This is a genomic window from Limnomicrobium aquaticum (genome assembly GCF_040545545.1).
GTDB classification, from domain to species: Bacteria; Pseudomonadota; Alphaproteobacteria; order Rhizobiales; family Rhizobiaceae; genus Ensifer_A; species Ensifer_A aquaticum.
Map to the genome: position 1 here is coordinate 261,265 of NZ_JBEPMB010000004.1, position 23,778 is coordinate 285,042.

Here is a 23,778-nt window from a genome sequence, read left to right on the forward strand (position 1 = left end):
TCCGAAAATGGGGTGTTTAGGGGTCCTGTGCCAAGGTGAGGCGACGAAAAAAGCAACGTGCATCCAAGAATAGCACGAAGGGAGAATGTTCGTGGTAGCCCAGATTCTTGTTGTGGATGACGATCCGGTTCAGCGCCGCCTTCTCAAACACGCAATCGAGCAACATGGCCATGAGCCCCATTTGGCCGAGAACGGCCGCGTGGGTCTGGAATATCTGAAAGATGTGGTCGATCGCATCGACGTTGTGGTGCTCGACCTGATGATGCCCGAGATGAACGGGCTGGAATTCATGGCAGCGCTCGCCGACCTCGGCACCGACATTCCGGTGATCGTGCAGACGGGCCAGGGCGGTATCGAGACGGTTGTCGAGGCCATGCGCGCCGGAGCGTTTGATTTCGTCGTCAAGCCGGTCTCGCCCGAGCGCTTGGGTTCCGCTATCGGAAATGCCCTGAAGCTCGACCAGAAGGAAGCACGCGCCAAGGCCGGTCGCCGGTCGCGCTCCTCCCATGTTCGTTTCAGTGATATCGTGTCCGCAAGCCCGGCGATGGATCGGGTCATCGATCTCGCGCGGCGGGCCGCCCATTCCGATATTCCGGTCGTGCTGGAAGGCGAATCGGGTGTCGGCAAGGAAATGGTCGCCAAGGCGATCCAGGCGGCATCCGACCGGTCCGGCAAGCCGTTCATCACCGTCAATTGCGGGGCTATCCCGGCAAATCTGGTCGAAAGTATTCTCTTCGGCCACGAGAAGGGCGCGTTTACCGGCGCGACCGAGCGGCATGTCGGCAAGTTTGCCGAGGCGGACGGCGGCACGCTGTTCCTCGACGAGATCGGCGACCTGCCGCTCGACACGCAGGTGAAGCTCTTGCGCGCCGTACAGTCCGGCGAAATCGAGACGGTTGGCGCGCGCCAGACGCAGAAGGTCGATGTCCGCCTGATTTCGGCGACGAACAAGGACCTGATCGAAGAGGTCAAGGCGGGGCGCTTCCGCGAAGATCTCTACTATCGCCTGAACGTTTATCCGATTGCCATTCCGTCGCTGCGCAAGCGCAAGGAGGATATTCCGGTTCTCGTGCGGGCGCTCGCCGAGCGGCTCGCTCACGAGCAGAAGCTGCCGCAGCCGTTGGGTGTTTCGCCACGGGCGCTCGCGCTGCTGACGGCCTATGACTGGCCGGGCAATATCCGCCAGCTGGAAAACGCCATGTTCCGCGCCGTCGTTCTGGCGCAGGGCCATGAGCTCGATGTCGAGGATTTCCCACAGATCGCCGCGCAGGTTCCGGGTTATTCGATCAATGCGGAGGGGGCGATTTCCTGGGGTGGGCCGGCTCGCCATCAGGCGCCGATGCTGGTCGAGAAGCCGCCGCGTGTCTTCCCCGATTTTGCTGAAAGATATGATACGCAGGAGGCAGCAGTGCCCGTATCCGCAGATAAGACCCCAGATATCATCCCGAGCCTCGGCGACGACGGCGACGTGCGAACGCTGGCCGAGGTCGAAGAGCAGCTCATTCGCTTCGCGCTGAAATTCTACCATGGCCAGATGAGCCAGGTGGCGCGCAAGCTCGGAATCGGACGCTCCACACTCTACCGCAAGCTCAAGGATTACGACATTGATCCGGATCATCCTTTCCGGGATGTTGCCTAAGATTAACTAGGGCTTCAAGAATCCGGTCGAAAGGCCGGGTTCGTCGTTTCCATTTGACGAATTTTTCACTATATAACTATCGCCGTGTTGACTGTGACGTTTCTGCCATCGTCTCACCGCATTTGCATTCCATGTGGGATGTGAGGGAAATTCGCTTTTAATGGGGACGTCCATTTGTCGGTCAATTCGGATGCCATAGGGCGGATGCATAGTATTGCGCCCTTGCGGTCTGTGACGTCAAGAATGCGTGAGATGGCCGTTCGGGGCATTCTCGCCCTGACGCTGGCCTTTGGCTTTGCGTTTGTGGCTGCCGGAGCTGCGCAGGCGGAAACCCGCTCCCTGAAGCTCTATTTCGTCCACACGGGCGAACGCGCCACGATCACCTTCAAACGCAACGGCAAGTTCGATCCGGAGGGGCTCGCCAAGCTCAACCGATTCCTGCGCGACTGGCGTCGCAACGAGCCGACCAAGATGGACCCGCGCCTGTTCGACCTGATCTGGTCGGTCTATCAGAAGAGCGGATCGAGCGACTATATCAATGTCCTGTGCGGCTACCGCGCGCCCGGCACAAACGAGATGCTGCGCAACCGCTCGCGCCATACCGGCGTTGCCAAGGAAAGCCAGCATATTCTCGGCAAGGCCATGGATTTCTACATTCCCGGCGTTCCGCTGGAACGGCTGCGCGAAATCGGCCTGAAGCTGCAGATGGGCGGCGTAGGCTATTATCCGACCTCCGGTTCACCCTTCGTGCACATGGATGTGGGCGGCGTCCGCGCCTGGCCGCGTGCATCGCGCGAAACGCTGGTGCGCCTCTTCCCCGACGGCAAGACGATCCACGTTCCGCCGGATGGCAAGCCGCTGCCGGGTTACGAGGCTGCCATGGCGGACTACAAGCGCCGCATGGGATCCGACAATATCGAGATTGCGTCTTCGGGCGGCCGCAAGAACCTCTTCCAGATGCTGTTTGGCGGTGGCGACGAGGACGAGAGCCCGGAAGCGATCACGGATAATGCGCCGCCGAAGGCCCAGCCACCGAAGGCAGCGCCGCCTGTTCAGGTTGCTACGGCAGAACCCGCGCCGCAGCCTAAGCAGACCTTCATAGAGAACCTGCCCGGAACCACCGTGGCGAATGCCCCGGTTCCCAATGTCCGTCCGTCTGTCGTCGGTGGGCAATCTGCCGATCTGGAGACGGCGCTCGTTTCGCCGGCGCGCAGCTCCGCGACCGATGCGATGGCCTCTGTCCTGCAGCCGCCGGATGCCGGCAACGGCGACTATGCCGATCTCGGCAACTACAAGATCCCGGTTCCGCAATTGCTGGGTGATCGCAAGCAGCCGGGCGAGGCCGATATCGCCGCCGTTCCGCTGCCCGGATCGCGTCCGGATTATCAGGTTGCCTCCGTTGCGCCCGATGCATCGACTGTTGCAGCGCCAGTGCCGACCCTCCAGCCGCCGCAGGCCGCTGACGCGGGTGGCAGTGCGCCGAAGCCCGCGGCAGGAAGTGACGAGATTGCGGCGATGATCCAGCGTATGTCCGGCAATGATGCGGCTGCACCTGCTGCCGTTGCGCCGGCTGCCAAGCCGCAGCAGGTGGCACTGGCCGAGGCCCCGGCCGCTGCGAACAAGCAGCTCACGCGCTCGCTGAAGGCTGATATTCGCCCGGCGCTGGCCGAAGAGGCCTATCAGCCTAAGAAGGGCGCGCGCCCGAACAAGACGGATGCGATTGCCGCATTGCGTGGCTCCCACTCGCAGCCTGCGCAACTGACCGGCGAGATGATCGAGAAGTGGGCGCTGGCCGCCAACAATGCGCAGATCGTTGCGCCGAAGCCGGTCGATGGCGGTCGTGACCGCGATGCGGATGCGAAGCAGGCCGTTGTTGCAAGTAGCCAATCCGATGCGGGCGCGGCAAAGTTCGATCCGGCGCGATTCTCTGGTGCTCAGCCGGTGGCAAAGCCGCAGTGACCCTCTGAATTGTTCTGCAGATGCTCGAATACGAAAAGGCCCGCGTCGAGCGGGCCTTTTTGCATGGATCCGTTTTTTCGGCGCGAACGGCTTATTCCATACCAAGTGCAGCCATGTAGGTTTGCAGGATGGTTTCTTCTTCGATACGCTCGTTGGCGTCCTTCTTGCGCAGGCGAACGATGGTCCGCATGGCCTTCGTATCGTAGCCGCGGCCCTTGGCTTCGCCATAGACGTCCTTGATGTCGTCGCTGATGGACGACTTTTCCTCTTCGAGGCGCTCGATGCGCTCGATCAGCTGGCGCAGTTCTGCGGCGGCGACGTTTTCGACGGCTTTGGTTTCTTCTTCCATGTCATGCTCCTGCTTTGGCCACGGCCGCATGAGGTCGGGCTTGGGGTCTCAAGCTTGGCGTCTTAAGGCTTTGGGTATTGCCGGATGGTAAACCGAATGACAATTTTCCTGGACATACGCATTGCCCGCCAAGGGATGCGGTGACGTGCCGCGAACCCCGTTCGAGGTCAAGGGGGATGTTGAAGTTCTCCGCGTTATTCTTTGGGCCGGTTCACTTCGAATGAGGCTTGCTGTTCCGCGCTGGCTTCACGCTGGTGGAGCTTCTTCCAGTCGTCATAGGGCATGCCGTAGACGGCCTCGCGGGACTGGTCCTTCGTCACCGGCAGGTCTGAATGGTTGGCTGCCTCGAGATACCAGTTGGACAGGCAGTTACGGCAGAATCCGGCCAGATTCATCAGGTCGATGTTCTGCACGTCGGGGCGATGCTGGAGATGGGAAACGAGGCGGCGAAAGGCGGCGGCCTCGAGTTCGGTCTGCTGTTCCTTGGTCAGGTCTGCCACGGGCGTCTCCTTCCTTCTTCTGATTTATTCGTATGCGCCGGTGCGGGACGGGAAAATCTGGTACTCGTGCAGGTCCGGCATGGCATTCATTTCGGCAAAGATCGGCGCAAGCACACCGGCCCATTCATCGACACCGCGCCGGTCGCCGATCAGGTCCTGCCGCACTTCCAGCAACACATGCGGGATGCCGTTGCGCATGCAGTGACGGTACATGGTATCGCCTTTCAGCGCGCCATCATAGGGTTCGTTGTCGCCGGTGACGTAGCCGCGGTTCTCCAGCGCCCTGATGAGAGGGTGGACGGCACGGTGGTCCGTGTCCCACAGAACGCCCGCCTGCCATGGACGCCTGAAACCCTTCCAGTAGGGCGTGAAGGAATGCAGCGAGACGACGAGCGGCGCCTTGCCGGCTGCCATTGCCACCTCCGCGATCGCCTTGTCGACGGCCATGTGATAGGGGCGGTGCCAGGTTTCGATGCGGCGGCGACGCTCTGCGGGGCTGAGCGGGTGGTTCGCGGGGATGATCGCGCCGTCTGAAAGTTTCATGATCAGCGTCGGATCGTCCTCGCCGCGATTGGGGTCGATGAGGAGGCGCGAGAAACAGGAGAGCACGGCCGGGGCGTCGAGCATCGCGGCGAGCCGCTCGGTCAGCGGCTCGATCCCGATATCATAGGCGATGTGGCGGCCGAATGCTTCCTTTGGCAGGCCGAGTGCGTCATAGTCTGCCGGAACATGATTCGTGGCGTGATCGGCAAGGATCAGGAGCCCGGCGGCGGAATTTCCGCCGATCCTTCGGTAGGCCTGGTGATGTGTCATGAAGCGCCCGTGACCGGTATTGCAAGATTGTCATTTTATCGACAATGAGTGATGGCATGGCAGGGAGTGTGGTTCAAGGCCAGAAATGGCTCTTCGACTTCGGTGCGCTTTCTCGACCGGGCACAATACTAATCGATTGAAACCCTCATTGACATTCGGGCTATGGCAGCGCACAACGACAAGACCATCCATCATGGAGCCACAACGGAAACCGTGACCCGTTCAACTCGAAACCCATCCCCCAAACGTTTCGCCAAGCGCCTCGCTGCGCCTGCCGTACTGTTTACGCTCGCGTTTGCGCCTGCCTTCCTCCCGGCAAGCGAGGCGCGCGCCGATTTCCGGGTTTGCAACGGAACGCAGAATCTCGTTGGCGTCGCCATCGGCTATCGTGCCAGCGAAGGCTGGATCACGGAGGGCTGGTGGCAGGTGCCGGCGACGACCTGCGCCACGCTGATCGAAGGCGAATTGAAATCGCGCTACTATTATCTTTATGCCGAGGACGCCGCCCGTGGCGGGCGCTGGACCGGCGACGTGAAGATGTGCGTGGCGGAAAACGAGTTCAAGATCGTCGGCGTCAAGGATTGTTTCGCACGCGGCTACCAGCAGATGGGCTTCAAGGAATATGACACCGGCAAGCAGGGGAGCTGGATGGTTCAGCTCACTGATACGTCGGGAACCCAGGAAAGCCAGAGCAAATGAGACGCAACCGTAAGGTCAAGATCCTAGCAACCCTCGGCCCCGCTTCTTCGGAAGAGGCCATGATCGAAAAGCTTTTCCTGGCGGGCGCGGACCTTTTCCGCATCAACATGAGCCATGCCAGCCATGATGTGATGCGGACGCTCATTGCCCGCATCCGCAATGTCGAAAAGCGCATGGGTCGGCCGATCGGCATTCTGGCCGACATTCAGGGTCCGAAGCTGCGCGTCGGCAAGTTTGCCAATACGAAGGTGACGCTGACGCCCGGCCAGACCTTTACGCTGGACAACAACGAAGCGCCCGGCGACGAAACCCGCGTTTTCCTGCCGCATCCGGAAATCCTGGAATCGGTAAAGGCAGGCGACCGTCTCCTCATCGACGACGGCAAGCTGCATCTGAAGGCCATCAAGTGCGACGGCAAGAGCATCGTGACGGAAGTCATTTCCGGTACGTCGATCTCCGACCGCAAGGGTGTCAGCCTTCCCGATACGCTGCTGGCCGTCGGCGTGCTGACACCGAAGGACCGCGCCGACATCGAAGCCGTGCTCGCGACCAATGATGTCGACTGGGTGGCCCTCTCCTTCATTCAGCGTCCGGAAGATCTGGCCGAAGTGCGCAAGATGGCGCGCGGCCGCGTCGGCCTTATGTCCAAGATTGAGAAGCCGCAGGCGCTCGAACGGATCGATGAGATCATCGAGCTTTCCGACGCGCTGATGGTCGCGCGTGGTGACCTCGGGGTAGAAATGCCGCTGGAAGCCGTTCCGGGTATCCAGAAGCAGCTGACGCGTGCCTGCCGCAGGGCCGGCAAGCCCGTCGTGGTTGCCACACAGATGCTGGAGTCCATGATCACCGCGCCGGTTCCGACGCGCGCCGAAGTTTCCGACGTGGCGACCGCCGTGTTTGAAGGTGCAGATGCGATCATGCTCTCTGCCGAGTCGGCCTCGGGCGCCTATCCGGTCGAGGCCGTCGCGACCATGGCCTCCATCGCACAGAAGGTCGAGGAAGATCAGCACTTCACCGGCATCATCCATGCCCAGCGCTCCGAGCCGAACCCGACGGGTGCGGATGCGATTTCGCTCGCTGCCCGCCAGATCGCCGAGACGCTGAAGCTCAACGCCATCGTCTGTTACACGGCTTCCGGCACGACTGGCCTTCGCGCCTCGCGCGAGCGTCCGGCCATGCCGATCCTGACGCTGTCGCCGATTGTCAAGACGGCGCGCCGTCTGTCGCTCGCCTGGGGTCTGCATTGCGTCGTCACAGAAGACGCGACGGATCTGGACGACATGGTCAACCGTGCTTGCCGCATCGTCGTCAGCGAAGGTTTCGGCGGTCCGGGTGATCGCATCATCATCACGGCCGGCGTTCCGCTTGGCACGCCCGGTTCGACGAACATGCTGCGCATCGCCTATATCGGTTCTGATGGCGTGACGGGTATCTGATCCCCTTCGAAGAGACATTGCAGAAGGCCGCGCGTTCTGACGAACGTGCGGCCTTTTTGGGTTTCGTCAGGTTGCCGGCGAGGGGCCGAGGATTTTCAGCGCGCCCGGATGGATGCGGATGCGGATATCGCGTGGCAGCGGCATGAGTTCGCCGTCCAGAACGCAGCGCGCGGTGGGCGTCCGACGCGGGAAATGTAGTTCGACCTCCTGAACGAGTTCGGAGCGCACGGCAACGTTCTCCTTCAGTTTGCCGCGAAAGAGGTCAAACGCGAGATGCAGCGCGCCCCTCCAGTTGAGGCGCTTGGCGAGATAGAGTCCGAGATGACCGCCATCCAGCCGCTCGGAGATCAGCATGGGGCTCGGGCCGAAGGCATTATTGGAGACCGAGATTGCCGAGACTTTCAGGCTCTCCTCGTTACCATTGGTCTTGCAGGTGACGTCGAAGCCCGGCGGGTCGAGCAGAACGCCGATGGAGGCGCGGATGTTGGCGGCGATCTTGCCGAGACGCGACTTGTAGGCGATCTTTTCGCGTAGGCGGATCATACGCGCATGCATGCCGGCGCTGAACTGGTGGACGAAGGGATTGCCGTTGGCATCGCCGATATCGGCGGCCATGATGTTCCATTCGGCGAGCACAGCAGGGACTGCATTGACGTCGAGCGGCAGGCCGATGGCGCGGGCAAAGAGGTTCATGGTGCCGGCGGGGATAACGCCAAGCGGGTGGCCGCTTTTCCAGGCGATGGCGGCTGCGGCAGACACTGAGCCATCGCCCCCGGCAACAATCAATGCGTCAGTTTGCGGCTCCGCCGCAGCAGCCTTGAGCGCTTCGACGACGTCGCGACCGGCAACGACGCGGCAATCGACCTGATGCCCTTCGGCGGCAAAGGCGGTTTCGAGCAGGCTGACATAGGCCTCGAGGTCCATCGTCCTCAAGGTGCCTGCATCCCGGTTCAGAACAGCAATTGTCCGCATGTCACTCCTGCAGCGTCGGTCGGAAAGCCGGATACGGCTGCCGCAAGACCAGAACGCGAAGACCTGACAGTTAGTGCGCGCGCCCGGCATCCGCAAGGACGCCGGCGAGCAAACGCGGGGAGCGGAGTTGAGGTTCCGGCCGCAATCCCACAATGGGCTGCGGCCGGGCGTCGTGTTTCTCAGCCCTTCGGGATGGGACGATGCGTGACGTCCAGCAGTGCCTTGTGGATGTATTCGTTGCCCGCGACGACGGAGCCGGTTTCGAGCATGTTGGTCTTGCCGTCGAAGTCGGAAACCCAGCCGCCCGCTTCCTTGATCAGGAGAATTCCGGCTGCGATGTCCCAGGCGGCAAGGCCCGTTTCCCAATAGCCGTCGCAACGGCCGGCCGCGACATAGGCGAGGTCGAGCGATGCGGCACCGAAACGGCGAATCCCGGAAACTTCGCCCATGACATGGCGCAGTTCGACGAGGAACTTGCCATGGTTGCCACGGCCGAGATGCGGTACGCCGCAGGTGATAACGCTGTCGGACAGCTCCTTGCGGGCCGCGACGCGCAGGCGACGATCGTTGAGGAAGGTGCCGCCGCCCTTTTCCGCCGTGTAGAGTTCGTCGGTCGCCGGGTTGAAGACGACGCCGGCGACGATTTCGTTGTTGCGTTCGAGTGCTATAGAGACGGCGAACTGCGGAATGCCGTGCAGGAAGTTCGTCGTGCCGTCGAGCGGGTCGACGATCCAGCGATGCGCACCGTCGGTGCCCTTGATCTCGTCGCTCTCCTCGCCGAGGAAGCCATAGGTCGGACGGGCCTTCAGGAGTTCGTCCTTGACGATCTTTTCAGCCTTGCGGTCGGCCTGGGAGACGTAGTCGCCCGGTCCCTTGACCGACACCTGGAGGTTCTGAACCTCGCCGAAATCGCGCGACAGCGACTTGCCGGCCTTGAAGGCGGCCTGGACCATGACATTGAGAAGGGCTGAACGAGCCATGAGACGAATTCCTTTGTCAAAAAACAGACGAGGGCGGGTTGGAGCCCGACCATGTCGCTTGCTTGTCGCGCCGGGTAAGCGAAAAACCGGTTTCCACTTTTTCGCCCGGCGCTTCAGTCGATGCCGCGCGAAGATTAATCTGCGCGGCGGAGATAGGTGAGTTCGTTGGTGTCGACGAGAACGCGTTCGCCGGTCGCAATGAAGGGCGGCACGAGGATGCGGACGCCGTTTTCCAGAATGGCGGGCTTGTAGGAGGACGCCGCCGTCTGGCCCTTGACGACCGGATCGGCTTCCACGATTTCCAGCACCAGCTGGTCGGGAAGCGCAATGCCGATCGGCTTTTCGCCGTAGAGCTGGACGGTGACCATCATGCCGTCTTTCAGGAAGCGGGCGCGGTCGCCGACGAATTCCTGCGGCAGTTCAAGCTGCTCGTAGCTTTCGACATCCATGAAGACGAGGGCGTCGCCCTGTTCATAGAGATACTGGAAGTCCTTCTTCTCTAGAAGAACCTGCTCGACTGTGTCGACGGTGCGGAAGCGCTCGTTGAGCTTCGTCCCGTCCATCAGGTTCTTCATCTCGACCTGATTGAACGCGCCGCCCTTGCCGGGCTTGACCGTATTGCATTTCACTGCCACCCAGAGCCCGCCGTTATGCTCGATAACGCTGCCCGGGCGGATTTCGCCGCCGCTGATCTTCATTCCAGATTGTCCATGCTGATGTGTTGCGGCCGCTGGACCGCATCGTGCGGCTTCCAAGACCATAAATCGCAGAAATATTCAAGCTGAAAGAGATGCCGAAAGAGCGGTCGGCCTGGCCGTGCCGGCCGCTCTCCGACCCGGCAACAAGGCGGCGATAGCCTGGCTGCCGAAGCAGGCAAATGCAGGCGCCGCAGAATATTGCGGAAAGCGAGCTTTAAAAAATCTCCGCTCGCTCCATGAGCTTGGATGATCATGACGCCCCACCCGAAGGCAGGTACGTTCTCTCAAATCGGGACGGGCGTTGCAACGTAAACCGTTTTTTAACCTTAAGCGTCAGGCTTAACGGCTGGAGCAATTCCATCGAAAGTGGAAACCCGGCTTCGCGTCCGGAATTGCGTGCAAACAACCAGATAGGGCTCATCAGCGCAGGCGGATGAGCCGCTGCTGCTTGTTCGCCGCCTCGATGGCCGCCTTCTGCTGCTGTTCGGTCAGGCCCTGGAATGCATCTTCAAGATATTTGTCTTCGCGACCGGCCCGGCGGGACATGACATACCATTTGCCGGCTTCGGCCACATCCTGCTTGGTGCCGATGCCCTGGATCAGCATATGCGCCAGCTTGTTCTGTGCCACGACATTGCCGGCGGAAGCGGCGCGATACATCCAGGCGAAACCGGCGTCCTGGTCGCGCGGGAACTGGATGCCGTCGATCAACCAGATTGCCATGTCGAGTTCGGCGGTATCATAGCCTGCCTTCGCGGCGCGTTGCAGCCAGTCCTTGGCGCTGTCGCGCTTTTCCTTCGGCAGGTCGGGCAGGTTCAGGTAGATCTGCGAAAGGGCATATTCCGCGTCGGCGATGCCCTTGGCGGCGGATTTCTCGTAATAGGGCAGGGCATTGCGCAGGCCCTCCTCGCCGGGCTTCTGGGAGACGAGAATTTGCGCCCAGTTGAAGGCTGCCAGCGGATTGCCCGCATCTGCGGCCTTGCGCATGAGTTCGTCGGCGCGCGCCTTGTCCTGCTTGACCAGTCGGCCCTCCATGAGGATCAGCGCATAGCGGAACATGGCGGACGGGTCGCCGCCGTCGGCCGCCTTCGAATACCAGAAAAGAGCCTTCTGGATATCCTGCTTGACGCCCATGCCGCGCGCCAGAAGTTCGGCGATCAGCGTCTGGGCGGCCGGGTCGCCCAGTTGGGCGCGAGGCAGCGCCTTGTCGAGGGCCGTGATGTAGTAGCCGCGCTGGAAGGCGCCGTATGCCTCATCGACCTTGCCGGTAAAGGGCTTTTCGGCCGGAAGATCAGGCAGGCGCAGGCCCATGCGGTCGTAAAGTCCTGTGCCCGCAGACGGAGTTTCGCCAGGCGTCGAAAGCTGGTCGACCGGCTTGCCATCCGGGCCAAGCACCTTGCCGTCGAGCGGCGCGTCCTTGGCAATTGCGGGTGCACCGGTCGGCTGAGTGACACGGGAGGTCTTGGCCGTTTCACCGTCCGCCGGGGCCGCGTCGTCATCCGCAAGGCCGTCCTGAAGGTTCACGCCCGGCAAGTCATCGGTCGCAAGAGCTGTGTGTGCCGCCGCGCTACCCATGATAGCTGCCAGCGTCAATGCCAATGCCGTTCGACGAAGAGATGAGGTCCCGCACATGGTGACTATATCTTACTCAAACCTTGGCGCTTTTTCGTCAAGAAGCGCATTGGCTTCCGCAACGACAATTGCTGCTCTGTCGGGCTCAGCAAAAACGGCTGCCGAAAGGGCTGCAAATTCCGCGCCCGTCTCGGCAATGGCCAGCACCGATGCCGGATCAGTGCCGCCCATGACGATACAGGGGATCGAAACCATGGAGGCCCACCATTCGCCGAGCGCGAGGTTCTTCGGGTGCGGTTCCGGCTTGATGTCGCCGCCGATCTTGCCGAAGAAGACATAGTCGGGGTCGATTTCTCCGACCTCGAGCGCCTGATGGCGGTCGCTGACGCGGCCGGCTCCCACGATGAGCTTCGGGCGGAATTTTTCCACCGCGTCGGCCAGTTCGGCGAACGGACCGTCGATGTGGAGGCCATCGGCCTTGGCGCGGCCGGCAACGCGGCTATCGTTCAAGATGAGGGCCGCAGCACCTGCTGCCTGGATGACCGGCACCAGAACTTCGGCGTGTTGCTGGAACTCGTCGTCCGAACGGCCGTATCCCGGTACGATGACGGTTGCGACGTCGCCCCCCTTCAGCGCATCGCCGACAATGCGTGCCCGCTCGGCTGCATTTTCAATGTCCGGCGCAATCAGCACGAGGCGGCAGCGATATCTGATATTCGACATGGTGTAGCGCAATCCTTTGGGCGTCCGGCCCTCGCGGGCATCGGGATGTTTCGTGGCAAGACTGCGGGCCGTGGGGCCCCGCCTCGCGGCACGTCCTCGATGATCTCATATACAAGCTTCGCTTCGGTCGCAAAGGGCTCATTGCGTCGCGCGACGACTCAAGCTTATACTGCAACTGCTCACGAAGTGAGCGTGCGGACTAAGAAAGATGCAAGTCTCTCTAAACGTGTCACTTTATTTGTTTGCACTGCACAAAGTCACTTGCCCGTTGGTCAGCTTTATTTTAGGGTCCGCGCATGTCGAAGCCCGATGCATTTTCAGCGATTTCCGATCCGAACAGGCGCTACCTGCTTGAAGAGCTGCGCCGAACCCCGCGCACGGTCAACGAACTGGCGGAAGGCTTGCCCATCAGCCGGCCGGCTGTTTCCCAGCACCTCAAGGCGTTGCTCGACAGCGATCTCGTGAAAGTGACGGCGAAGGGAACCAAGCGGATCTATTCGATCAACGCGCAAGGGTTCAACAAGCTCAATCTGTGGCTCGATCAGTTCTGGGCGTGAAGCGGCAGGACGGTTGTGGCGAACGATCATACACATCAAAAATAAAGCCACCGGAACCGCTATGCCACAAGGCATTTTCAGGGTTCCGATGGCGTTTGCTTTCAGAGGCCGGTCTCACTGCATGACTTTCATGCCGGCCTCTGTTTCGGTTCTATTCGCCTTTCAGGCGAAGGATGAATGCTTGTGTCAATGAACGGATGAGCGAATACGCTCGATTTCATCCTTAATGCGCAACTTGCGCCGCTTGATTTCCCGGATCTTCGTGGCATCTGTTGAGGGCTGGTTCATCGCTGAGTGGAGTTCCTCCTCAAGATCTCCGTGTCTCTTGGTAAGCGTTGCAAGATGAGCCTCGATGTTCATGCGGCACGTCCTTCCTTCCCTAGTGGCCCGCACCCTGTATCGCCTCAGGGTACCCCAAGCCGTAACACCCGAAAGTGTGTCACAGAATTGTAATCTTGTCGAAGGCGAAATCGTGGCGAGGGATAACTTCCCGTAAACGCATTTTTTGTGATAGGAGCGGCGGGCGCAAAATTTGTGTATGATGTTAAGGCGCTACAGAACGGGGAATGGGGATGGCAGACCAGGATCAGGCAGAACTGCGGATGTCGGCCGCGAAGCTCAGGCAGGAGCATGAAGATTACGACGCCGCGATCAATGCCATGATCAAAGTTGGCTGCGACGCGCTTCGCGTGCAGCGCATGAAAAAGAAAAAGCTGGCGATCAAGGACACGCTGACCAAGATCGAGGACCAGATCATCCCGGACATCATCGCCTGAGATGGAGCACGACATGACCTATGCCGGCCCACCGCCTGTCGCCATCATTATGGGCAGCCAGTCTGACTGGGAGACCATGAAGAATGCTGCCGATACGCTCGACATGCTTGGAATCCCCTACGAATCCCGGATCATTTCGGCACATCGGACGCCGGATCGGCTTGTGTCCTTCGCCAAGGGCGCGCGCGAAGAGGGCTTCAAGGTCATCATCGCCGGTGCCGGTGGCGCTGCCCATCTGCCGGGCATGGCCGCTGCCATGACGCCGCTCCCGGTTTTTGGCGTTCCTGTTCAGTCCAAGGCGCTGTCGGGTCAGGACAGTCTTCTGTCCATCGTGCAGATGCCGGCAGGCATTCCCGTGGGCACGCTGGCTATCGGTAGGGCCGGTGCGGTCAATGCTGCGCTGCTTGCTGCAGCCGTGCTGGCGCTGATGGATGAGGATATCGCGCTGAAGCTCGACGACTACCGCGCCAGACAAACTGCCTCGGTCGCAGACTACCCTGTGGATAATAGCTAATGCCTATGAAGACGATCGGCATCATCGGCGGCGGTCAGCTCGGCCGCATGCTGGCCATGGCCGCCGCCCGCCTCAATTTCAGGACCGTCATTCTGGAACCGCAGCCCGATTGCCCGGCCGCGCAGGTCGCCAACCGGCAGATCGTCGGGGCTTATGACAATCCGCATGCGCTGGCCGAACTGGCGGATGCCTGCGATATCGTGACCTACGAGTTCGAGAACGTTCCCGTCGATGCCGCCGAGACGCTGGCGGCTTCGCGACCGGTCTATCCGCCGCCGCGGGCACTGGAGGTTTCGCAGGACCGGCTGACGGAAAAGGAATTTCTCGCCTCCTGCGGCATTCCGACCGCGCAGTTTCGACGCATCGACAGCCAGGACGATCTCGTCGCGGCGCTGGCCGAATTCGACGGGGAGGGCGTGCTGAAAACCCGCCGCATGGGTTATGACGGCAAGGGCCAGAGCGTGTTCCGCAAGGGGGACGATCCGTCTGGCGCCTACGAGGCGCTGGGAAGCGTGCCGCTGATTCTCGAAAGCTTCGTCGCCTTCGAACGCGAAATCTCTGTGATTGCGGCGCGCGGCACCGATGGCAGCTTTGCGGCCTATGATCCGGCAGAGAATGTCCACAAGAATGGCATTCTCCACACGTCAACGCTTCCGGCTTCGGTTTCGTCGGCCACGGCGGCGGCTGCGACGCAGTCGGCCCGTGCCATTCTCGATAAGCTCGGTTATGTCGGCGTGATCGGTGTCGAGTTCTTTGTCGGCGCCGACGGCGCGCTGATTGCCAATGAAATGGCCCCGCGCGTGCATAATTCCGGGCATTGGACGGAAGCGGCCTGCATCGTGTCGCAGTTCGAGCAGCATATCCGCGCGGTTGCCGGTCTGCCGCTCGGCGATGCCGCCCGGCATTCGGACTGCCTGATGCAGAACCTGATTGGCGACGATATCGAGACGGCCGAAGACTGGCTGAAGACGAAGGACGCGCTGCTCCATCTCTACGGCAAAGCCGAGGCGAGGCCGGGCCGGAAGATGGGGCATGTCACCGTTCTGAAACGTTGAAAATGCCGTGTTTCAGGTTCTAGACCGTTGACAGGCGTGTCATGGAACTGTATCACGCCGCCAACCTGAAGAGCGCGCCCTGTCGGCGCGCTTTTGATTGTATAGATTGTGATGAAGGAGCGGAAACGTTTCTTCCAACCACGCGGATCAGTAAAATGAAGATCAAGAATTCGCTCAAGTCGCTGAAGGCCCGCCATCGCGAAAACCGTCTGGTTCGCCGCAAGGGGCGCATTTACATCATCAACAAGCTGAACCCGCGCTACAAGGCTCGTCAGGGCTGATTGCGCGCCGCGCGCCTTCGAGCCGAATGGGGTCTCGGGCGTGATGCAGCATAAATCTGTTGATATTCGACCATGGCGGAGTACGATCTCCGCCATGCGTTTTCTTGTCGTATCAATCCTGCCTCTCGTGATTCTGACCGCCGCCGCGGAGCCGCCCGCGGGCAAGTCCTCTGAGCAGGAGCCGCCACCGCTCGCGGCAACTTCTCCTTCCCAGAAACTGGATACGCTGTTTGCGCAGTTGAAGCGCCTACGCGATCCGTCTGCCGCCGAGGGCGTCGTCGCCCAGATCTGGGGCGTGTGGAACACGTCCGGAAGCGCCACCGTCGATCTGATGCTGCGCTCGGCAGATGCGGCTGCGGCCAAGCAGGAGTATTCGGCGGCGCTCGATTATCTGGACCAGGCGATAGCACTGAAGCCCGACTATGCGGAAAGCTGGAACAAGCGGGCGACGCTGCATGCCAAGACCGGCAATTTCGAGCGTTCCATGGCCGATATCGCGCAGGTGCTCGCCCGCGAACCGCGCCATTTCGGGGCTCTGTCGGGCATGGCGGCGATCCTTGAGGATGCCGGGCAGGATGCGGCGGCGCTGGACATCTGGCGCCGGGTCATCGATCTCTATCCCGCCAATCGCGACGCGCAGGGTCACGTGCGGACGCTTTCGGAAAAGCTCGACGGCAACAAGACCTGATCGCCGATCCAACTTTTAGTATTCTGCGTATTTCCCACAGTGTTTTTGAAAATCGAATCGTTGCCCTTATGCTGAAAGCTCTTCTGGCGCTGCTGGTTGTTGTTCCAATGATGGCGCTGGCTGCCGGATTTGTCTTCACCGTGTGGAAGACCTCGGAATTCGAAACCGTCTATCCGAATATCGGCACGCGGACGGATGTCGGCGGCTATGCGCTGAACAGCGTCGATCTGCCGGCAGGTGCCAATGCTGACCTGCCGCCGATTGTCTTCATCCATGGCGCGAGTGGCAATCTGAGAGATCAGCTCTTTGCCTTCCGGCCCGCACTGGAGGGTCGTGCAAGGCTGATTTTCGTCGATCGGCCGGGCTATGGCTATTCCGATCGCGGTGGGCCGGAGAACGATACGCCGGCAGGGCAGGCGGATGCGATTGCGCACCTCATGGAAAAGAAGGGGATCGATCGCGCGATCATCGTCGGTCATTCGCTCGGTGGGGCGATTGCCGCGAGCTTTGGCGTGCGCCATCCGGACAAGACCGCCGGTCTGCTCTTCCTGTCGGCGGCGACCCATCCGTGGAACGGTGGTGTGGACTGGTATTATGATCTGGCGGCGACGCCGGTCATCGGCACGATCTTCCGTCATACAATGCTTCTGCCGGTCGGGCTGGAGCGGATCGAGAGCGGCAGCCGGGCGGTCTTTGCGCCCAATCCCATGCCGCCTCGCTATGTTGCTGAGACCATGCCGGGCATGATCCTCCGTGCGGGCGCGTTTTACGCCAATGCCATCGACGTCTCCGGGCTGAACGCCTATGTGAGGACCATGGCGCCGCGCTACAAGGAGATTACCGCGCCGACGGTGATCATCACTGGCGACAGCGACGATATCGTTGCTGAGGAAATCCACTCGGTGGGCCTCAAGCGCGATATTCCGAATTCGGAACTCCTTTGGCTCAAGGGCGTTGGACACAAGACGGATTACGTGGCGAACGGCCTTGCTGTGGCAGCGATCGAAAAGCTTGCCGGCAAGCCCCGCGATCTGGCGGCGATGGCAGCGGTTTTCCGCGCGCCGCAGAGCCTGCATGCTGCAACTGCAAGATAGGGCGGCGGGTCCGTCAACCAAGCTGTGCAAGGCCTTGAAGTGCGCATGTTTTTGCGCTTCATTTCAACGCAGTCTTCCACTAACCTCGCGCCAAATTGCTGGAGGTGAATAGTCTATGTCGGATCTGGATGTCACGGTGGAGCGGGATCGGGTCGTCCAGAACGAGGACTATATCCAGAAGCTGTCGAGCCCAATGGCCTATTTCTGGCCGATGGCGATCTTCATCATTCTTGCCGCTTTCGTCGCCGCCATTCTCTACAGGCAGGCGCATGCAGCGTTCATCTCCAATCCGGGACTGAACAGTCTGATCCTGGGCGTGCTTCTCATCGGCATTATTCTCAATTTCAGCCATGTTCTCAGACTGCGGCCCGAGGTGCGCTGGTTCAACGCCTTCCGCGCGGCCGGCAGCATCGACAAGGCGGGCCGCGCGCCGGTCCTGCTCGCGCCTATGCGGGTGCTGCTGGCTGGCAGCCGCAATATCGCGATCTCGGCAATAGCGCTGCGGTCGATCCTGGATTCCATTGCCAGCCGTCTCGACGAGTCGCGCGATACGACGCGCTACCTCACCGGGCTTCTCGTCTTTCTCGGCCTGCTCGGCACGTTCTGGGGTCTGCTCGGGACCATTGGCTCGATCAGTTCCGTCATCCAGTCGCTGAGCGTCGGCTCCGGCGATACGGCTGATGTGTTGAGTGCGCTGAAGGAGGGGCTGTCGGCGCCGCTTTCCGGCATGTCGACGGCCTTCTCGTCTTCGCTGTTCGGTCTCTCCGGCTCGCTTGTTCTGGGTTTCCTTGATCTGCAGGCGGGCCGGGCACAGAACCGGTTCTACAACGAGCTGGAAGAATGGCTCTCCTCGGTGACTGATGTCTCCAGCGATATGGGCGTGCAGGCCGCTCCGGGCGGTTCGCCGCTGATGCCGCTGCAGGCGCAGGATGAAATTCGCCTCGTCACGCAGCAGCTGTCGCGGTTGGCCAGCGAGAGCGCCTCCAACCAGCGCGCCACGACGGCCATGGCCAATCTGGCCGAGGGCATCCAGGGGCTAGTAAAGAACATGCGCACCGAGCAACAGATGCTGCGCGACTGGATCGAGGCCCATCAGTCCGAATCGCGTGATCTTCGCGTGGCGCTCGAGCGTCTCGTGAAGGCGCTGGAGGATAAATAGGATGGCGATCGGTCGCCGCCGCCAGCAGCGGCATATCGATTACTGGCCGGGATTCGTCGACGCGCTGTCGACGATTCTGCTCGCCATCATGTTCCTGCTCACGGTCTTCGTGCTTGGTCAGTTTTTCCTCAGCCGCGAAATTTCCGGCAAGGACCAGGTGCTCAACCGGCTGAACAGCCAGATCAACGAATTGACGCAGCTTCTGGCGCTCGAAAAGAGCGGCAAGCAGGATATGGAGGATCAGCTCGCCGCGCTTCAGGCCTCGCTTTCTCAATCCGAGGGAGACAAGTCACGGCTGCAGAAGCTGCTCGATGCTGGTTCGGGGATCGCCTCGGGCGCGCAGTCGCGGATCGGCCAGCTTTCCGGCGAGCTGGATGCCGAAAAGCAGGTTTCGGCGCGGGCGATGAGCCAGGTGGAGCTTCTCAACCAGCAGATCGCGGCCTTGCGCGCGCAGATCGCTGCCGTTGAGGGCGCGCTGCAGGCGGCGGAGTCCAAGGATCAGGCGTCGCAGGCGCAGATTGCCGATCTTGGACGACGGCTGAACGTGGCGCTGGCGCAGAAGGTTCAGGAATTGAACCGCTACCGCTCCGACTTCTTCGGGCGGCTTCGCGAAATTCTCTCCGACCGCGAGAATATCCGAATTGTCGGCGACCGCTTCGTCTTCCAGTCGGAAGTACTCTTCCCTTCGGGTGGCGCCGACCTGAACGATGCCGGTAAGGCCGAGATGCTGAAACTGGCGCAGGCGATCATTGAGCTTGCCAAGGAAATCCCGCCGGAAATCAACTGGGTGCTGCGCGTCGATGGGCATACGGACAATGTGAAGCTCTCCGGCACTGGTAAATATGCCGACAACTGGGAGCTTTCTTCGGGCCGTGCGACGTCGGTGGTGAAATATCTGATCAGCCAGGGCGTGCCGGCGGACCGTTTGGTCGCTGCGGGCTTCGGCGAGTATCAGCCGATTGCGCCTGGCGATACGCCGGAAGCGCGCGCGCAGAACCGGCGCATCGAGCTCAAGCTGACCGAGAAGTAATCAGGCCTCGCCGAGGAAGGACTTGGCCAGCGTCTCCGGCAGTCGGCGCGGGCGGCCGGACGCATTGACGACAGCGATGATGACCTTGGCAGCGATCAGCAACGTTTCGCCGCGCAGGATTTTCTGGTTCAGCACCATCTTGGCGCCGCCGGCCTTTTCGGTCGCGGTTTCGATGGTCAGCACATTGTCCATCCGGGCCGGCGACTTGAAGTCGATCTCCATACGATGGACAACGAACATCAGGCCTTCGCCATCCATCTGGTGCAGGGCGCTCTGCTCGACGCCGAGGCAGCGCAGGTAATCGGTGCGGGCGCGCTCCATGAAATGCAGATAGCGCGCGTGATAGACGAAGCCCGAGAAATCGGTGTCTTCATAGTAGACGCGCTGCGTGAGCCTGTGGCTGCCATCGGCGGCCAGCTCGCCGGAAAGGGAAAAGGTCTCGGTCATTCGGGCACGCTCTCGCGGTGGATGAGATGTTCGCTTGTCAGGGGCAGATCCGCGATGCGGGCCGGGATGAAATCCGGCTGCAGCGGGAGCGCTTCAAGACGCGCCTTGTCGGCCGGAACCCACTTGAATTCAAGATCGTTCTTCGCGTCGCGCACGCGGTGGACAATCTCCTCGGGTCGAAACGGGAAGTGGTCCGGCATCTGCATGAGGTAATAGACGCCGATCTCGTGCCACTTGCGGCCCTCGAAGCTGAAGAAGTTCTCGACCGTCCACAGATGGCGGATGAACGTCACATCGCAATCCGTCTCTTCCTTCATCTCGCGGATGAGCGTGTCGGCGGAGCTTTCGCCGACTTCCGCCGTGCCGCCGGGGAAGGTCCAGAATTTCTCATGCGTCGCGCGATGGACCAGCACGTGGCCGTCGCGGAAGGCGAGGCCTGCGATGCGCATGTTGAAGAGCCGTTTGGCGAGCTTGATGCGGATGGTTTTGCGCGTCATCGGTCAGCCTATGTCGAGCACCACGATTTCGGGCCATGCCCCAAGACGAAACGGGATCGTCGTGCATCCAAGGCCTCGCGAAACGACGAGATGCCGACCATTTTCCACGATATGGCCGCCCCTGAAACGGGTGCCGAAGCGCGAATTCATCGCCGGCGACCAGCCGAATATGTTGACCTGTCCGCCATGGGTATGACCGGAAAGCGTGAGCGATACGCGATCGGGCACATCGGGGAACGCATCGGGTTCGTGGGCCATCAGGATGACCGGAGCATCATCCGTCACCTTGGCAAGTGTCGCAGGGAGATCGTCTACGCCCCCGTCATCCTCGCGTCCCGGCGGGTGCTGGAAGTGGAAAGCCAGCTGATCGCCAAGTCCGGCAAGCCAGAAGGGTTTGCCGTCCTTCTCGTGCCGGGTCGCGTCGTTGATCAGCAGCGGGATGCCAGCCTTTTCGAAGGCGTGGCCGATCTTCGGCATCAGCCGCGGATCCTTCGTGAAATTCCAGGAATGCCAGTAGTCGTGATTGCCGAGGATGGCATGCGTGCCGAGCGGGGCAGAGAGCCTCTTGAGACAGGCTGCAATATCGTCGTTGGGCAGCGGCACGCCCAGTTCGTCCATGGCGTTCACATAGTCGCCCAGCAGGAGTATCATATCCCCGCCGAGCCCGTTGGCGGTGTCGCAGATGCTCGCCACCCGGTCGATCTCCATCCAACGTTTCGTGGTGTGGATGTCGCTGAGAAGAACCAGGCGCAGCTTGAGGCCGGGCGTCCAGCGGGGCGGGGTGAAAGCGTAGTTCCGGATGCGGGGTGTTCCCATGGCTTCCGCCACCATGCCGTAGCCGAAGAGTGCTGCGGCGGAGGCGAAGGCGGTCGTGGCAAGCTTGAGAAAACCGCGTCTGGTAATCAATCGTTGTCGTCCTGAAAAAGGCTGATCTGGGTTTTTTCGATATCTTTAGGTGGATTAAGGCCCAGGTGTTTCCACGCATTTGCGGTGAGAATACGGCCGCGTGGGGTGCGCTGTATCAAACCCTGCTGGATCATGTAGGGCTCGACGATGTCCTCGATCGCGTCACGCGGCTCGGAAAGCCCCGCAGCGATGGTCTCGATCCCCACCGGACCGCCGGCAAAATTGTGTGCGATCATCGAGAGATAGCGCCGGTCGAGCTGGTCGAGGCCGACATTGTCGACATGCAGCCGGGTCAGTGCCTCATCGGCGATTTGGCGCGTGACGGCCTCCGCGCGGGCGACTTCCGCGAAGTCGCGGACCCGGCGAAGCAGGCGACCGGCGATGCGGGGCGTGCCGCGCGCGCGCCGGGCGATCTCGCGTGCGCCGTCGTCGGTCATGTTCAGTCCCAGCAGGCGCGCGCCGCGCCGCACGATCAGCTCCAGTTCCTCGACGGTGTAGAAATTCAGCCGTACAGGGATGCCGAAACGGTCGCGCAGCGGCGTCGTCAGAAGGCCGAGACGGGTTGTCGCGGCGATGAGCGTGAACTTCGACAGGTCGATCTTGACTGAACGCGCCGCCGGGCCTTCGCCGATGATCAGGTCAAGCTGGAAATCTTCCATCGCCGGATAGAGGATTTCCTCGACTGCCGGGTTGAGGCGGTGGATTTCGTCGATGAAGAGCACGTCGCGCTCTTCGAGATTGGTGAGGAGGGCTGCAAGGTCGCCGGCTTTGGCGATGACCGGGCCGGAGGTCGAGCGGAAATTGACGCCCAGCTCCTTCGCCATGATCTGCGCCAGCGTCGTCTTGCCGAGGCCGGGCGGACCGACGAAAAGCACATGGTCCAGCGCTTCGCCACGGTTCTTGGCCGCCTCGATGAAGATCTTGAGATTGGCGCGTGCTTCGGCCTGACCGGTGAACTCGTCCAGCGACTGGGGCCGCAGCGCCGTATCGACGTCTTCGCCACGTTTTTCAGGATTGAGGAGCGGATTGGGCTGGTTCATGTGGTCGATCCCGTTTCGACAACGGCTTTAGCGATGAACGCGGACGAAGGAAAGGCCAGCCTCACCGCGACAGTTCCTTGAGCCCCAGGCGTATGAGCTTGGCGCTATCGGCCCCTTCTCCGCCATTTTTCAGCGCGGCGGCCACGGCATTTGCAGCCTGGTCGCGGGAATAGCCGAGATTGGTGAGCGCGGAGACGGCGTCCGCCACCGGAGCGCTGGCGACGCCTTCGCCGATCTCCTGCTTGAGCCCCATGTTCACCGCTTCGCCGGCGAAGGCCGGAGCCTTGTTCTTCAGTTCCGTCAGGATGCGGATCGCGACCTTGGGGCCTACGCCGGGCGCGCGCGAAATGGCGGTCTTGTCCTGCAACGCGATGGCATTGGCGAGTTCCGACGGCGTCAGCGTCGAAAGGACCGCGAGCGCCACCTTCGAACCGATACCCTGCACGACCTGCAGCAGACGGAACCATTCACGCTCTAGAGGCGTCGTGAAACCGAAGAGCTTCAGCTGATCCTCGCGCACATAGGTTTCAATGAACAGGACCACCGCCTCGCCGACATTGAGTTTCGAGAGCGTGCGCGCCGAGCAGAAGGCGAGGTAACAGACGCCATGGACATCGACGAGCACGTAGTCCTCGCCGATTTCGTCCACGGTGCCTTTGAGTTTGCCGATCATGGGAAAAGTCTTTCAGGGATGCGTTTCGGGCGAGATGATGTCGAGGTCGGGGAAATAGGCGCGGTAGCCCTTGGGGTCGCGCGTGAGCAGGCTATAGCCGCGCAGATAAGCGTGTGCGCCGATCAGAAAGTCCGGCAGAACGCGCTCCTTGGCGCCACCATTGCGACGATAGGCTCCAAAGGCGCGGCCGGCCGCGAAGGAGGAGAGCCAAGGCAGGCTTTCTCGCAGGAATTCGTCCGCGGGCAAGAGCGCTTCGACCGTTTCGACATTTTCGTAGCGCACCGAAAATTCGGAAAAGATAATCTGATTGATGATCAGCGTTCCGCGCGCGGCAGCCTCGGCGATCTTGCGCCGCGACCAGCCGAGCCAGTTCGGATCGCGCACGGCTACATCGACCAGAATGTTCGTGTCGATCATCGTGGCCATCAGTCGCGATCCCTGGTCAGGGACATCAGCGCGTCGGCATCAAGCATCTGGTCGCCTGTTCCTTCCAGACGGTCGAGCGCCGCAGTCAACCGATCAAGGCGTTGCCGCTCCAGCGCAGCACTCGGGTCGATCTTCGGGGCGACCACCAGTTTTCCGTTCTCGATGGAAAAAATGACTTCGCTATTGGGATGAATGCCGGCCAGCTGCCGCAAATCCCGCGGGATTGTGACCTGGCCTTTGGATGTGACACGCATCGCCGTTTCCTGCTTCCTTAGAGAAGTAAGGAATACTCTTA

28 protein-coding genes and 1 pseudogene are annotated in these 23,778 nt (G+C 61.3%); 13 read left to right on the forward strand and 16 right to left on the reverse strand.

Annotated elements, in window-relative coordinates:
* The first annotated feature begins 91 nt into the window (after positions 1–91).
* Complete coding sequence (locus ABID16_RS14775; RefSeq protein ID WP_354557108.1) at positions 92–1,639, forward strand: sigma-54-dependent transcriptional regulator; 1,548 nt, start codon at positions 92–94, stop codon at positions 1,637–1,639.
* Between the two features lie 243 nt (positions 1,640–1,882).
* Positions 1,883–3,598: a peptidoglycan L,D-endopeptidase MepK gene (locus ABID16_RS14780; RefSeq protein ID WP_354557109.1), complete on the forward strand. Its 1,716-nt coding sequence runs from the start codon at positions 1,883–1,885 to the stop codon at positions 3,596–3,598.
* Positions 3,599–3,689: 91 nt separating this feature from the next.
* On the opposite strand, the gene ABID16_RS14785 is transcribed toward ABID16_RS14780, so the two are convergent.
* From ABID16_RS14785 to ABID16_RS14795, 3 genes are all read right to left on the reverse strand, one after another.
* The gene (locus ABID16_RS14785) at positions 3,690–3,947 is read right to left on the reverse strand and encodes a DUF2312 domain-containing protein (RefSeq protein WP_230829359.1); all 258 of its coding nucleotides are present in this window, start codon (positions 3,945–3,947) and stop codon (positions 3,690–3,692) included.
* 194 nt (positions 3,948–4,141) lie between these two features.
* Positions 4,142–4,447, reverse strand: a complete 306-nt coding sequence (locus ABID16_RS14790; protein ID WP_354557110.1) for a DUF1244 domain-containing protein — start codon at positions 4,445–4,447, stop codon at positions 4,142–4,144.
* Between the two features lie 24 nt (positions 4,448–4,471).
* Positions 4,472–5,260, reverse strand: a complete 789-nt coding sequence (locus ABID16_RS14795; RefSeq protein WP_354557111.1) for an N-formylglutamate amidohydrolase — start codon at positions 5,258–5,260, stop codon at positions 4,472–4,474.
* 315 nt (positions 5,261–5,575) lie between these two features.
* Between ABID16_RS14795 and ABID16_RS14800 the strand changes: the two are divergent.
* Together ABID16_RS14800 and pyk are read left to right on the forward strand one after the other, a co-directional pair.
* Positions 5,576–5,959, forward strand: a pseudogene (locus ABID16_RS14800) (DUF1036 domain-containing protein); the annotation flags it as partial.
* Positions 5,956–7,395: a pyruvate kinase gene (pyk, locus tag ABID16_RS14805; protein ID WP_354557112.1), complete on the forward strand. Its 1,440-nt coding sequence runs from the start codon at positions 5,956–5,958 to the stop codon at positions 7,393–7,395. The pseudogene ABID16_RS14800 and the gene pyk, both read left to right, overlap by 4 nt.
* Positions 7,396–7,461: 66 nt before the next feature.
* On the opposite strand, the gene ABID16_RS14810 is transcribed toward pyk, so the two are convergent.
* From ABID16_RS14810 to ABID16_RS14830, 5 genes are all read right to left on the reverse strand, one after another.
* Positions 7,462–8,367 carry a diacylglycerol/lipid kinase family protein gene (locus ABID16_RS14810; protein ID WP_354557113.1) on the reverse strand — a complete coding sequence of 302 codons (906 nt, stop codon included), beginning with the start codon at positions 8,365–8,367 and terminating at the stop codon, positions 7,462–7,464.
* Positions 8,368–8,546: 179 nt separating this feature from the next.
* On the reverse strand, positions 8,547–9,347 hold the full coding sequence (locus ABID16_RS14815; protein ID WP_354557114.1) for an inositol monophosphatase family protein: 801 nt from the start codon (positions 9,345–9,347) through the stop codon (positions 8,547–8,549).
* 134 nt (positions 9,348–9,481) lie between these two features.
* A complete protein-coding gene (gene efp / locus ABID16_RS14820; protein WP_230838999.1) occupies positions 9,482–10,045 on the reverse strand; it encodes an elongation factor P in 564 nt (187 codons plus the stop codon).
* A gap of 420 nt (positions 10,046–10,465) precedes the next feature.
* Positions 10,466–11,620, reverse strand: a complete 1,155-nt coding sequence (locus tag ABID16_RS14825) for a tetratricopeptide repeat protein (RefSeq protein ID WP_354557115.1) — start codon at positions 11,618–11,620, stop codon at positions 10,466–10,468.
* Between the two features lie 69 nt (positions 11,621–11,689).
* Positions 11,690–12,340 (reverse strand): thiamine phosphate synthase, encoded by a 651-nt coding sequence (locus tag ABID16_RS14830; protein WP_354557116.1) that lies wholly within the window; start codon positions 12,338–12,340, stop codon positions 11,690–11,692.
* A 296-nt stretch (positions 12,341–12,636) separates the two neighbouring features.
* On the opposite strand from ABID16_RS14830, the gene ABID16_RS14835 reads away from it, so the two are divergent.
* Complete coding sequence (locus tag ABID16_RS14835; RefSeq protein WP_354557117.1) at positions 12,637–12,897, forward strand: ArsR/SmtB family transcription factor; 261 nt, start codon at positions 12,637–12,639, stop codon at positions 12,895–12,897.
* Between the two features lie 186 nt (positions 12,898–13,083).
* Here ABID16_RS14835 and ABID16_RS14840 read toward each other — a convergent pair whose 3' ends face one another.
* The gene (locus tag ABID16_RS14840) at positions 13,084–13,257 is read right to left on the reverse strand and encodes a YdcH family protein (protein ID WP_112695997.1); all 174 of its coding nucleotides are present in this window, start codon (positions 13,255–13,257) and stop codon (positions 13,084–13,086) included.
* Between the two features lie 212 nt (positions 13,258–13,469).
* On the opposite strand from ABID16_RS14840, the gene ABID16_RS14845 reads away from it, so the two are divergent.
* The 8 genes from ABID16_RS14845 (at position 13,470) to ABID16_RS14880 (ending at position 19,494) form a co-directional block, all read left to right on the forward strand.
* Complete coding sequence (locus ABID16_RS14845; RefSeq protein ID WP_354557118.1) at positions 13,470–13,673, forward strand: YdcH family protein; 204 nt, start codon at positions 13,470–13,472, stop codon at positions 13,671–13,673.
* A 13-nt stretch (positions 13,674–13,686) separates the two neighbouring features.
* Complete coding sequence (gene purE / locus ABID16_RS14850) at positions 13,687–14,187, forward strand: 5-(carboxyamino)imidazole ribonucleotide mutase (RefSeq protein ID WP_435532424.1); 501 nt, start codon at positions 13,687–13,689, stop codon at positions 14,185–14,187.
* The gene (locus tag ABID16_RS14855) at positions 14,187–15,242 is read left to right on the forward strand and encodes a 5-(carboxyamino)imidazole ribonucleotide synthase (RefSeq protein WP_354557120.1); all 1,056 of its coding nucleotides are present in this window, start codon (positions 14,187–14,189) and stop codon (positions 15,240–15,242) included. The genes purE and ABID16_RS14855 overlap by 1 nt, the downstream gene beginning before the upstream one ends.
* A 155-nt stretch (positions 15,243–15,397) precedes the next feature.
* Positions 15,398–15,523, forward strand: a complete 126-nt coding sequence (ykgO, locus tag ABID16_RS14860; protein ID WP_109856780.1) for a type B 50S ribosomal protein L36 — start codon at positions 15,398–15,400, stop codon at positions 15,521–15,523.
* 85 nt (positions 15,524–15,608) lie between these two features.
* Positions 15,609–16,211, forward strand: a complete 603-nt coding sequence (locus tag ABID16_RS14865; protein WP_354557254.1) for a tetratricopeptide repeat protein — start codon at positions 15,609–15,611, stop codon at positions 16,209–16,211.
* Between the two features lie 68 nt (positions 16,212–16,279).
* Positions 16,280–17,305, forward strand: coding sequence for an alpha/beta fold hydrolase (locus ABID16_RS14870; protein ID WP_354557121.1), 1,026 nt, complete (start codon positions 16,280–16,282; stop codon positions 17,303–17,305).
* A gap of 115 nt (positions 17,306–17,420) precedes the next feature.
* Positions 17,421–18,464 (forward strand): flagellar motor protein MotA, encoded by a 1,044-nt coding sequence (locus ABID16_RS14875; protein ID WP_354557122.1) that lies wholly within the window; start codon positions 17,421–17,423, stop codon positions 18,462–18,464.
* Position 18,465: 1 nt separating this feature from the next.
* Positions 18,466–19,494, forward strand: coding sequence for a peptidoglycan -binding protein (locus ABID16_RS14880; RefSeq protein ID WP_354557123.1), 1,029 nt, complete (start codon positions 18,466–18,468; stop codon positions 19,492–19,494).
* Here the strand turns inward: ABID16_RS14880 and ybgC are convergent, their stop codons facing one another.
* The 7 genes from ybgC to ABID16_RS14915 all read right to left on the reverse strand — a co-directional run bounded on the left by ybgC (position 19,495) and on the right by ABID16_RS14915 (position 23,737).
* Entirely contained in the window at positions 19,495–19,941 is a 447-nt protein-coding gene (ybgC, locus tag ABID16_RS14885; protein ID WP_354557124.1) for a tol-pal system-associated acyl-CoA thioesterase, read from the reverse strand.
* Complete coding sequence (locus tag ABID16_RS14890) at positions 19,938–20,438, reverse strand: NUDIX hydrolase (protein WP_354557125.1); 501 nt, start codon at positions 20,436–20,438, stop codon at positions 19,938–19,940. Before ABID16_RS14890 ends, ybgC begins: the two co-directional genes overlap by 4 nt.
* Before the next feature lie 3 nt (positions 20,439–20,441).
* Positions 20,442–21,344, reverse strand: coding sequence for a metallophosphoesterase (locus ABID16_RS14895; protein WP_354557126.1), 903 nt, complete (start codon positions 21,342–21,344; stop codon positions 20,442–20,444).
* Positions 21,341–22,384, reverse strand: coding sequence for a Holliday junction branch migration DNA helicase RuvB (ruvB, locus tag ABID16_RS14900; RefSeq protein ID WP_354557127.1), 1,044 nt, complete (start codon positions 22,382–22,384; stop codon positions 21,341–21,343). The genes ABID16_RS14895 and ruvB overlap by 4 nt, the downstream gene beginning before the upstream one ends.
* 61 nt (positions 22,385–22,445) lie before the next feature.
* On the reverse strand, positions 22,446–23,057 hold the full coding sequence (gene ruvA, locus ABID16_RS14905) for a Holliday junction branch migration protein RuvA (protein ID WP_354557128.1): 612 nt from the start codon (positions 23,055–23,057) through the stop codon (positions 22,446–22,448).
* Positions 23,058–23,069: 12 nt separating this feature from the next.
* A complete protein-coding gene (locus ABID16_RS14910; protein WP_354557129.1) occupies positions 23,070–23,483 on the reverse strand; it encodes a type II toxin-antitoxin system VapC family toxin in 414 nt (137 codons plus the stop codon).
* Positions 23,483–23,737: an AbrB/MazE/SpoVT family DNA-binding domain-containing protein gene (locus tag ABID16_RS14915; protein WP_354557130.1), complete on the reverse strand. Its 255-nt coding sequence runs from the start codon at positions 23,735–23,737 to the stop codon at positions 23,483–23,485. Before ABID16_RS14915 ends, ABID16_RS14910 begins: the two co-directional genes overlap by 1 nt.
* Between the last annotated feature and the right edge of the window lie 41 nt (positions 23,738–23,778).

What these genes read in the sequence shown, in the direction of transcription:
- ykgO (WP_109856780.1), top strand. Translation starts at nt 15,398, where the DNA reads ATGAAGATCAAGAATTCGCTCAAGTCGCTGAAGGCCCGCCATCGCGAA.
- ABID16_RS14855 (WP_354557120.1), top strand. Translation starts at nt 14,187, where the DNA reads ATGCCTATGAAGACGATCGGCATCATCGGCGGCGGTCAGCTCGGCCGC.
- ABID16_RS14890 (WP_354557125.1), bottom strand. Translation starts at nt 20,438, where the DNA reads ATGACGCGCAAAACCATCCGCATCAAGCTCGCCAAACGGCTCTTCAAC.
- ABID16_RS14795 (WP_354557111.1), bottom strand. Translation starts at nt 5,260, where the DNA reads ATGACACATCACCAGGCCTACCGAAGGATCGGCGGAAATTCCGCCGCC.
- ruvA (WP_354557128.1), bottom strand. Translation starts at nt 23,057, where the DNA reads ATGATCGGCAAACTCAAAGGCACCGTGGACGAAATCGGCGAGGACTAC.
- ABID16_RS14810 (WP_354557113.1), bottom strand. Translation starts at nt 8,367, where the DNA reads ATGCGGACAATTGCTGTTCTGAACCGGGATGCAGGCACCTTGAGGACG.
- ABID16_RS14915 (WP_354557130.1), bottom strand. Translation starts at nt 23,737, where the DNA reads ATGCGTGTCACATCCAAAGGCCAGGTCACAATCCCGCGGGATTTGCGG.
- ABID16_RS14880 (WP_354557123.1), top strand. Translation starts at nt 18,466, where the DNA reads ATGGCGATCGGTCGCCGCCGCCAGCAGCGGCATATCGATTACTGGCCG.
- purE (WP_435532424.1), top strand. Translation starts at nt 13,687, where the DNA reads ATGACCTATGCCGGCCCACCGCCTGTCGCCATCATTATGGGCAGCCAG.
- ABID16_RS14785 (WP_230829359.1), bottom strand. Translation starts at nt 3,947, where the DNA reads ATGGAAGAAGAAACCAAAGCCGTCGAAAACGTCGCCGCCGCAGAACTG.
- ABID16_RS14870 (WP_354557121.1), top strand. Translation starts at nt 16,280, where the DNA reads ATGCTGAAAGCTCTTCTGGCGCTGCTGGTTGTTGTTCCAATGATGGCG.
- ABID16_RS14910 (WP_354557129.1), bottom strand. Translation starts at nt 23,483, where the DNA reads ATGGCCACGATGATCGACACGAACATTCTGGTCGATGTAGCCGTGCGC.
- ybgC (WP_354557124.1), bottom strand. Translation starts at nt 19,941, where the DNA reads ATGACCGAGACCTTTTCCCTTTCCGGCGAGCTGGCCGCCGATGGCAGC.
- ABID16_RS14845 (WP_354557118.1), top strand. Translation starts at nt 13,470, where the DNA reads ATGGCAGACCAGGATCAGGCAGAACTGCGGATGTCGGCCGCGAAGCTC.
- ABID16_RS14780 (WP_354557109.1), top strand. Translation starts at nt 1,883, where the DNA reads ATGCGTGAGATGGCCGTTCGGGGCATTCTCGCCCTGACGCTGGCCTTT.
- ABID16_RS14835 (WP_354557117.1), top strand. Translation starts at nt 12,637, where the DNA reads ATGTCGAAGCCCGATGCATTTTCAGCGATTTCCGATCCGAACAGGCGC.
- ABID16_RS14830 (WP_354557116.1), bottom strand. Translation starts at nt 12,340, where the DNA reads ATGTCGAATATCAGATATCGCTGCCGCCTCGTGCTGATTGCGCCGGAC.
- ruvB (WP_354557127.1), bottom strand. Translation starts at nt 22,384, where the DNA reads ATGAACCAGCCCAATCCGCTCCTCAATCCTGAAAAACGTGGCGAAGAC.
- pyk (WP_354557112.1), top strand. Translation starts at nt 5,956, where the DNA reads ATGAGACGCAACCGTAAGGTCAAGATCCTAGCAACCCTCGGCCCCGCT.
- efp (WP_230838999.1), bottom strand. Translation starts at nt 10,045, where the DNA reads ATGAAGATCAGCGGCGGCGAAATCCGCCCGGGCAGCGTTATCGAGCAT.
- ABID16_RS14875 (WP_354557122.1), top strand. Translation starts at nt 17,421, where the DNA reads ATGTCGGATCTGGATGTCACGGTGGAGCGGGATCGGGTCGTCCAGAAC.
- ABID16_RS14815 (WP_354557114.1), bottom strand. Translation starts at nt 9,347, where the DNA reads ATGGCTCGTTCAGCCCTTCTCAATGTCATGGTCCAGGCCGCCTTCAAG.
- ABID16_RS14840 (WP_112695997.1), bottom strand. Translation starts at nt 13,257, where the DNA reads ATGAACATCGAGGCTCATCTTGCAACGCTTACCAAGAGACACGGAGAT.
- ABID16_RS14825 (WP_354557115.1), bottom strand. Translation starts at nt 11,620, where the DNA reads ATGGGTAGCGCGGCGGCACACACAGCTCTTGCGACCGATGACTTGCCG.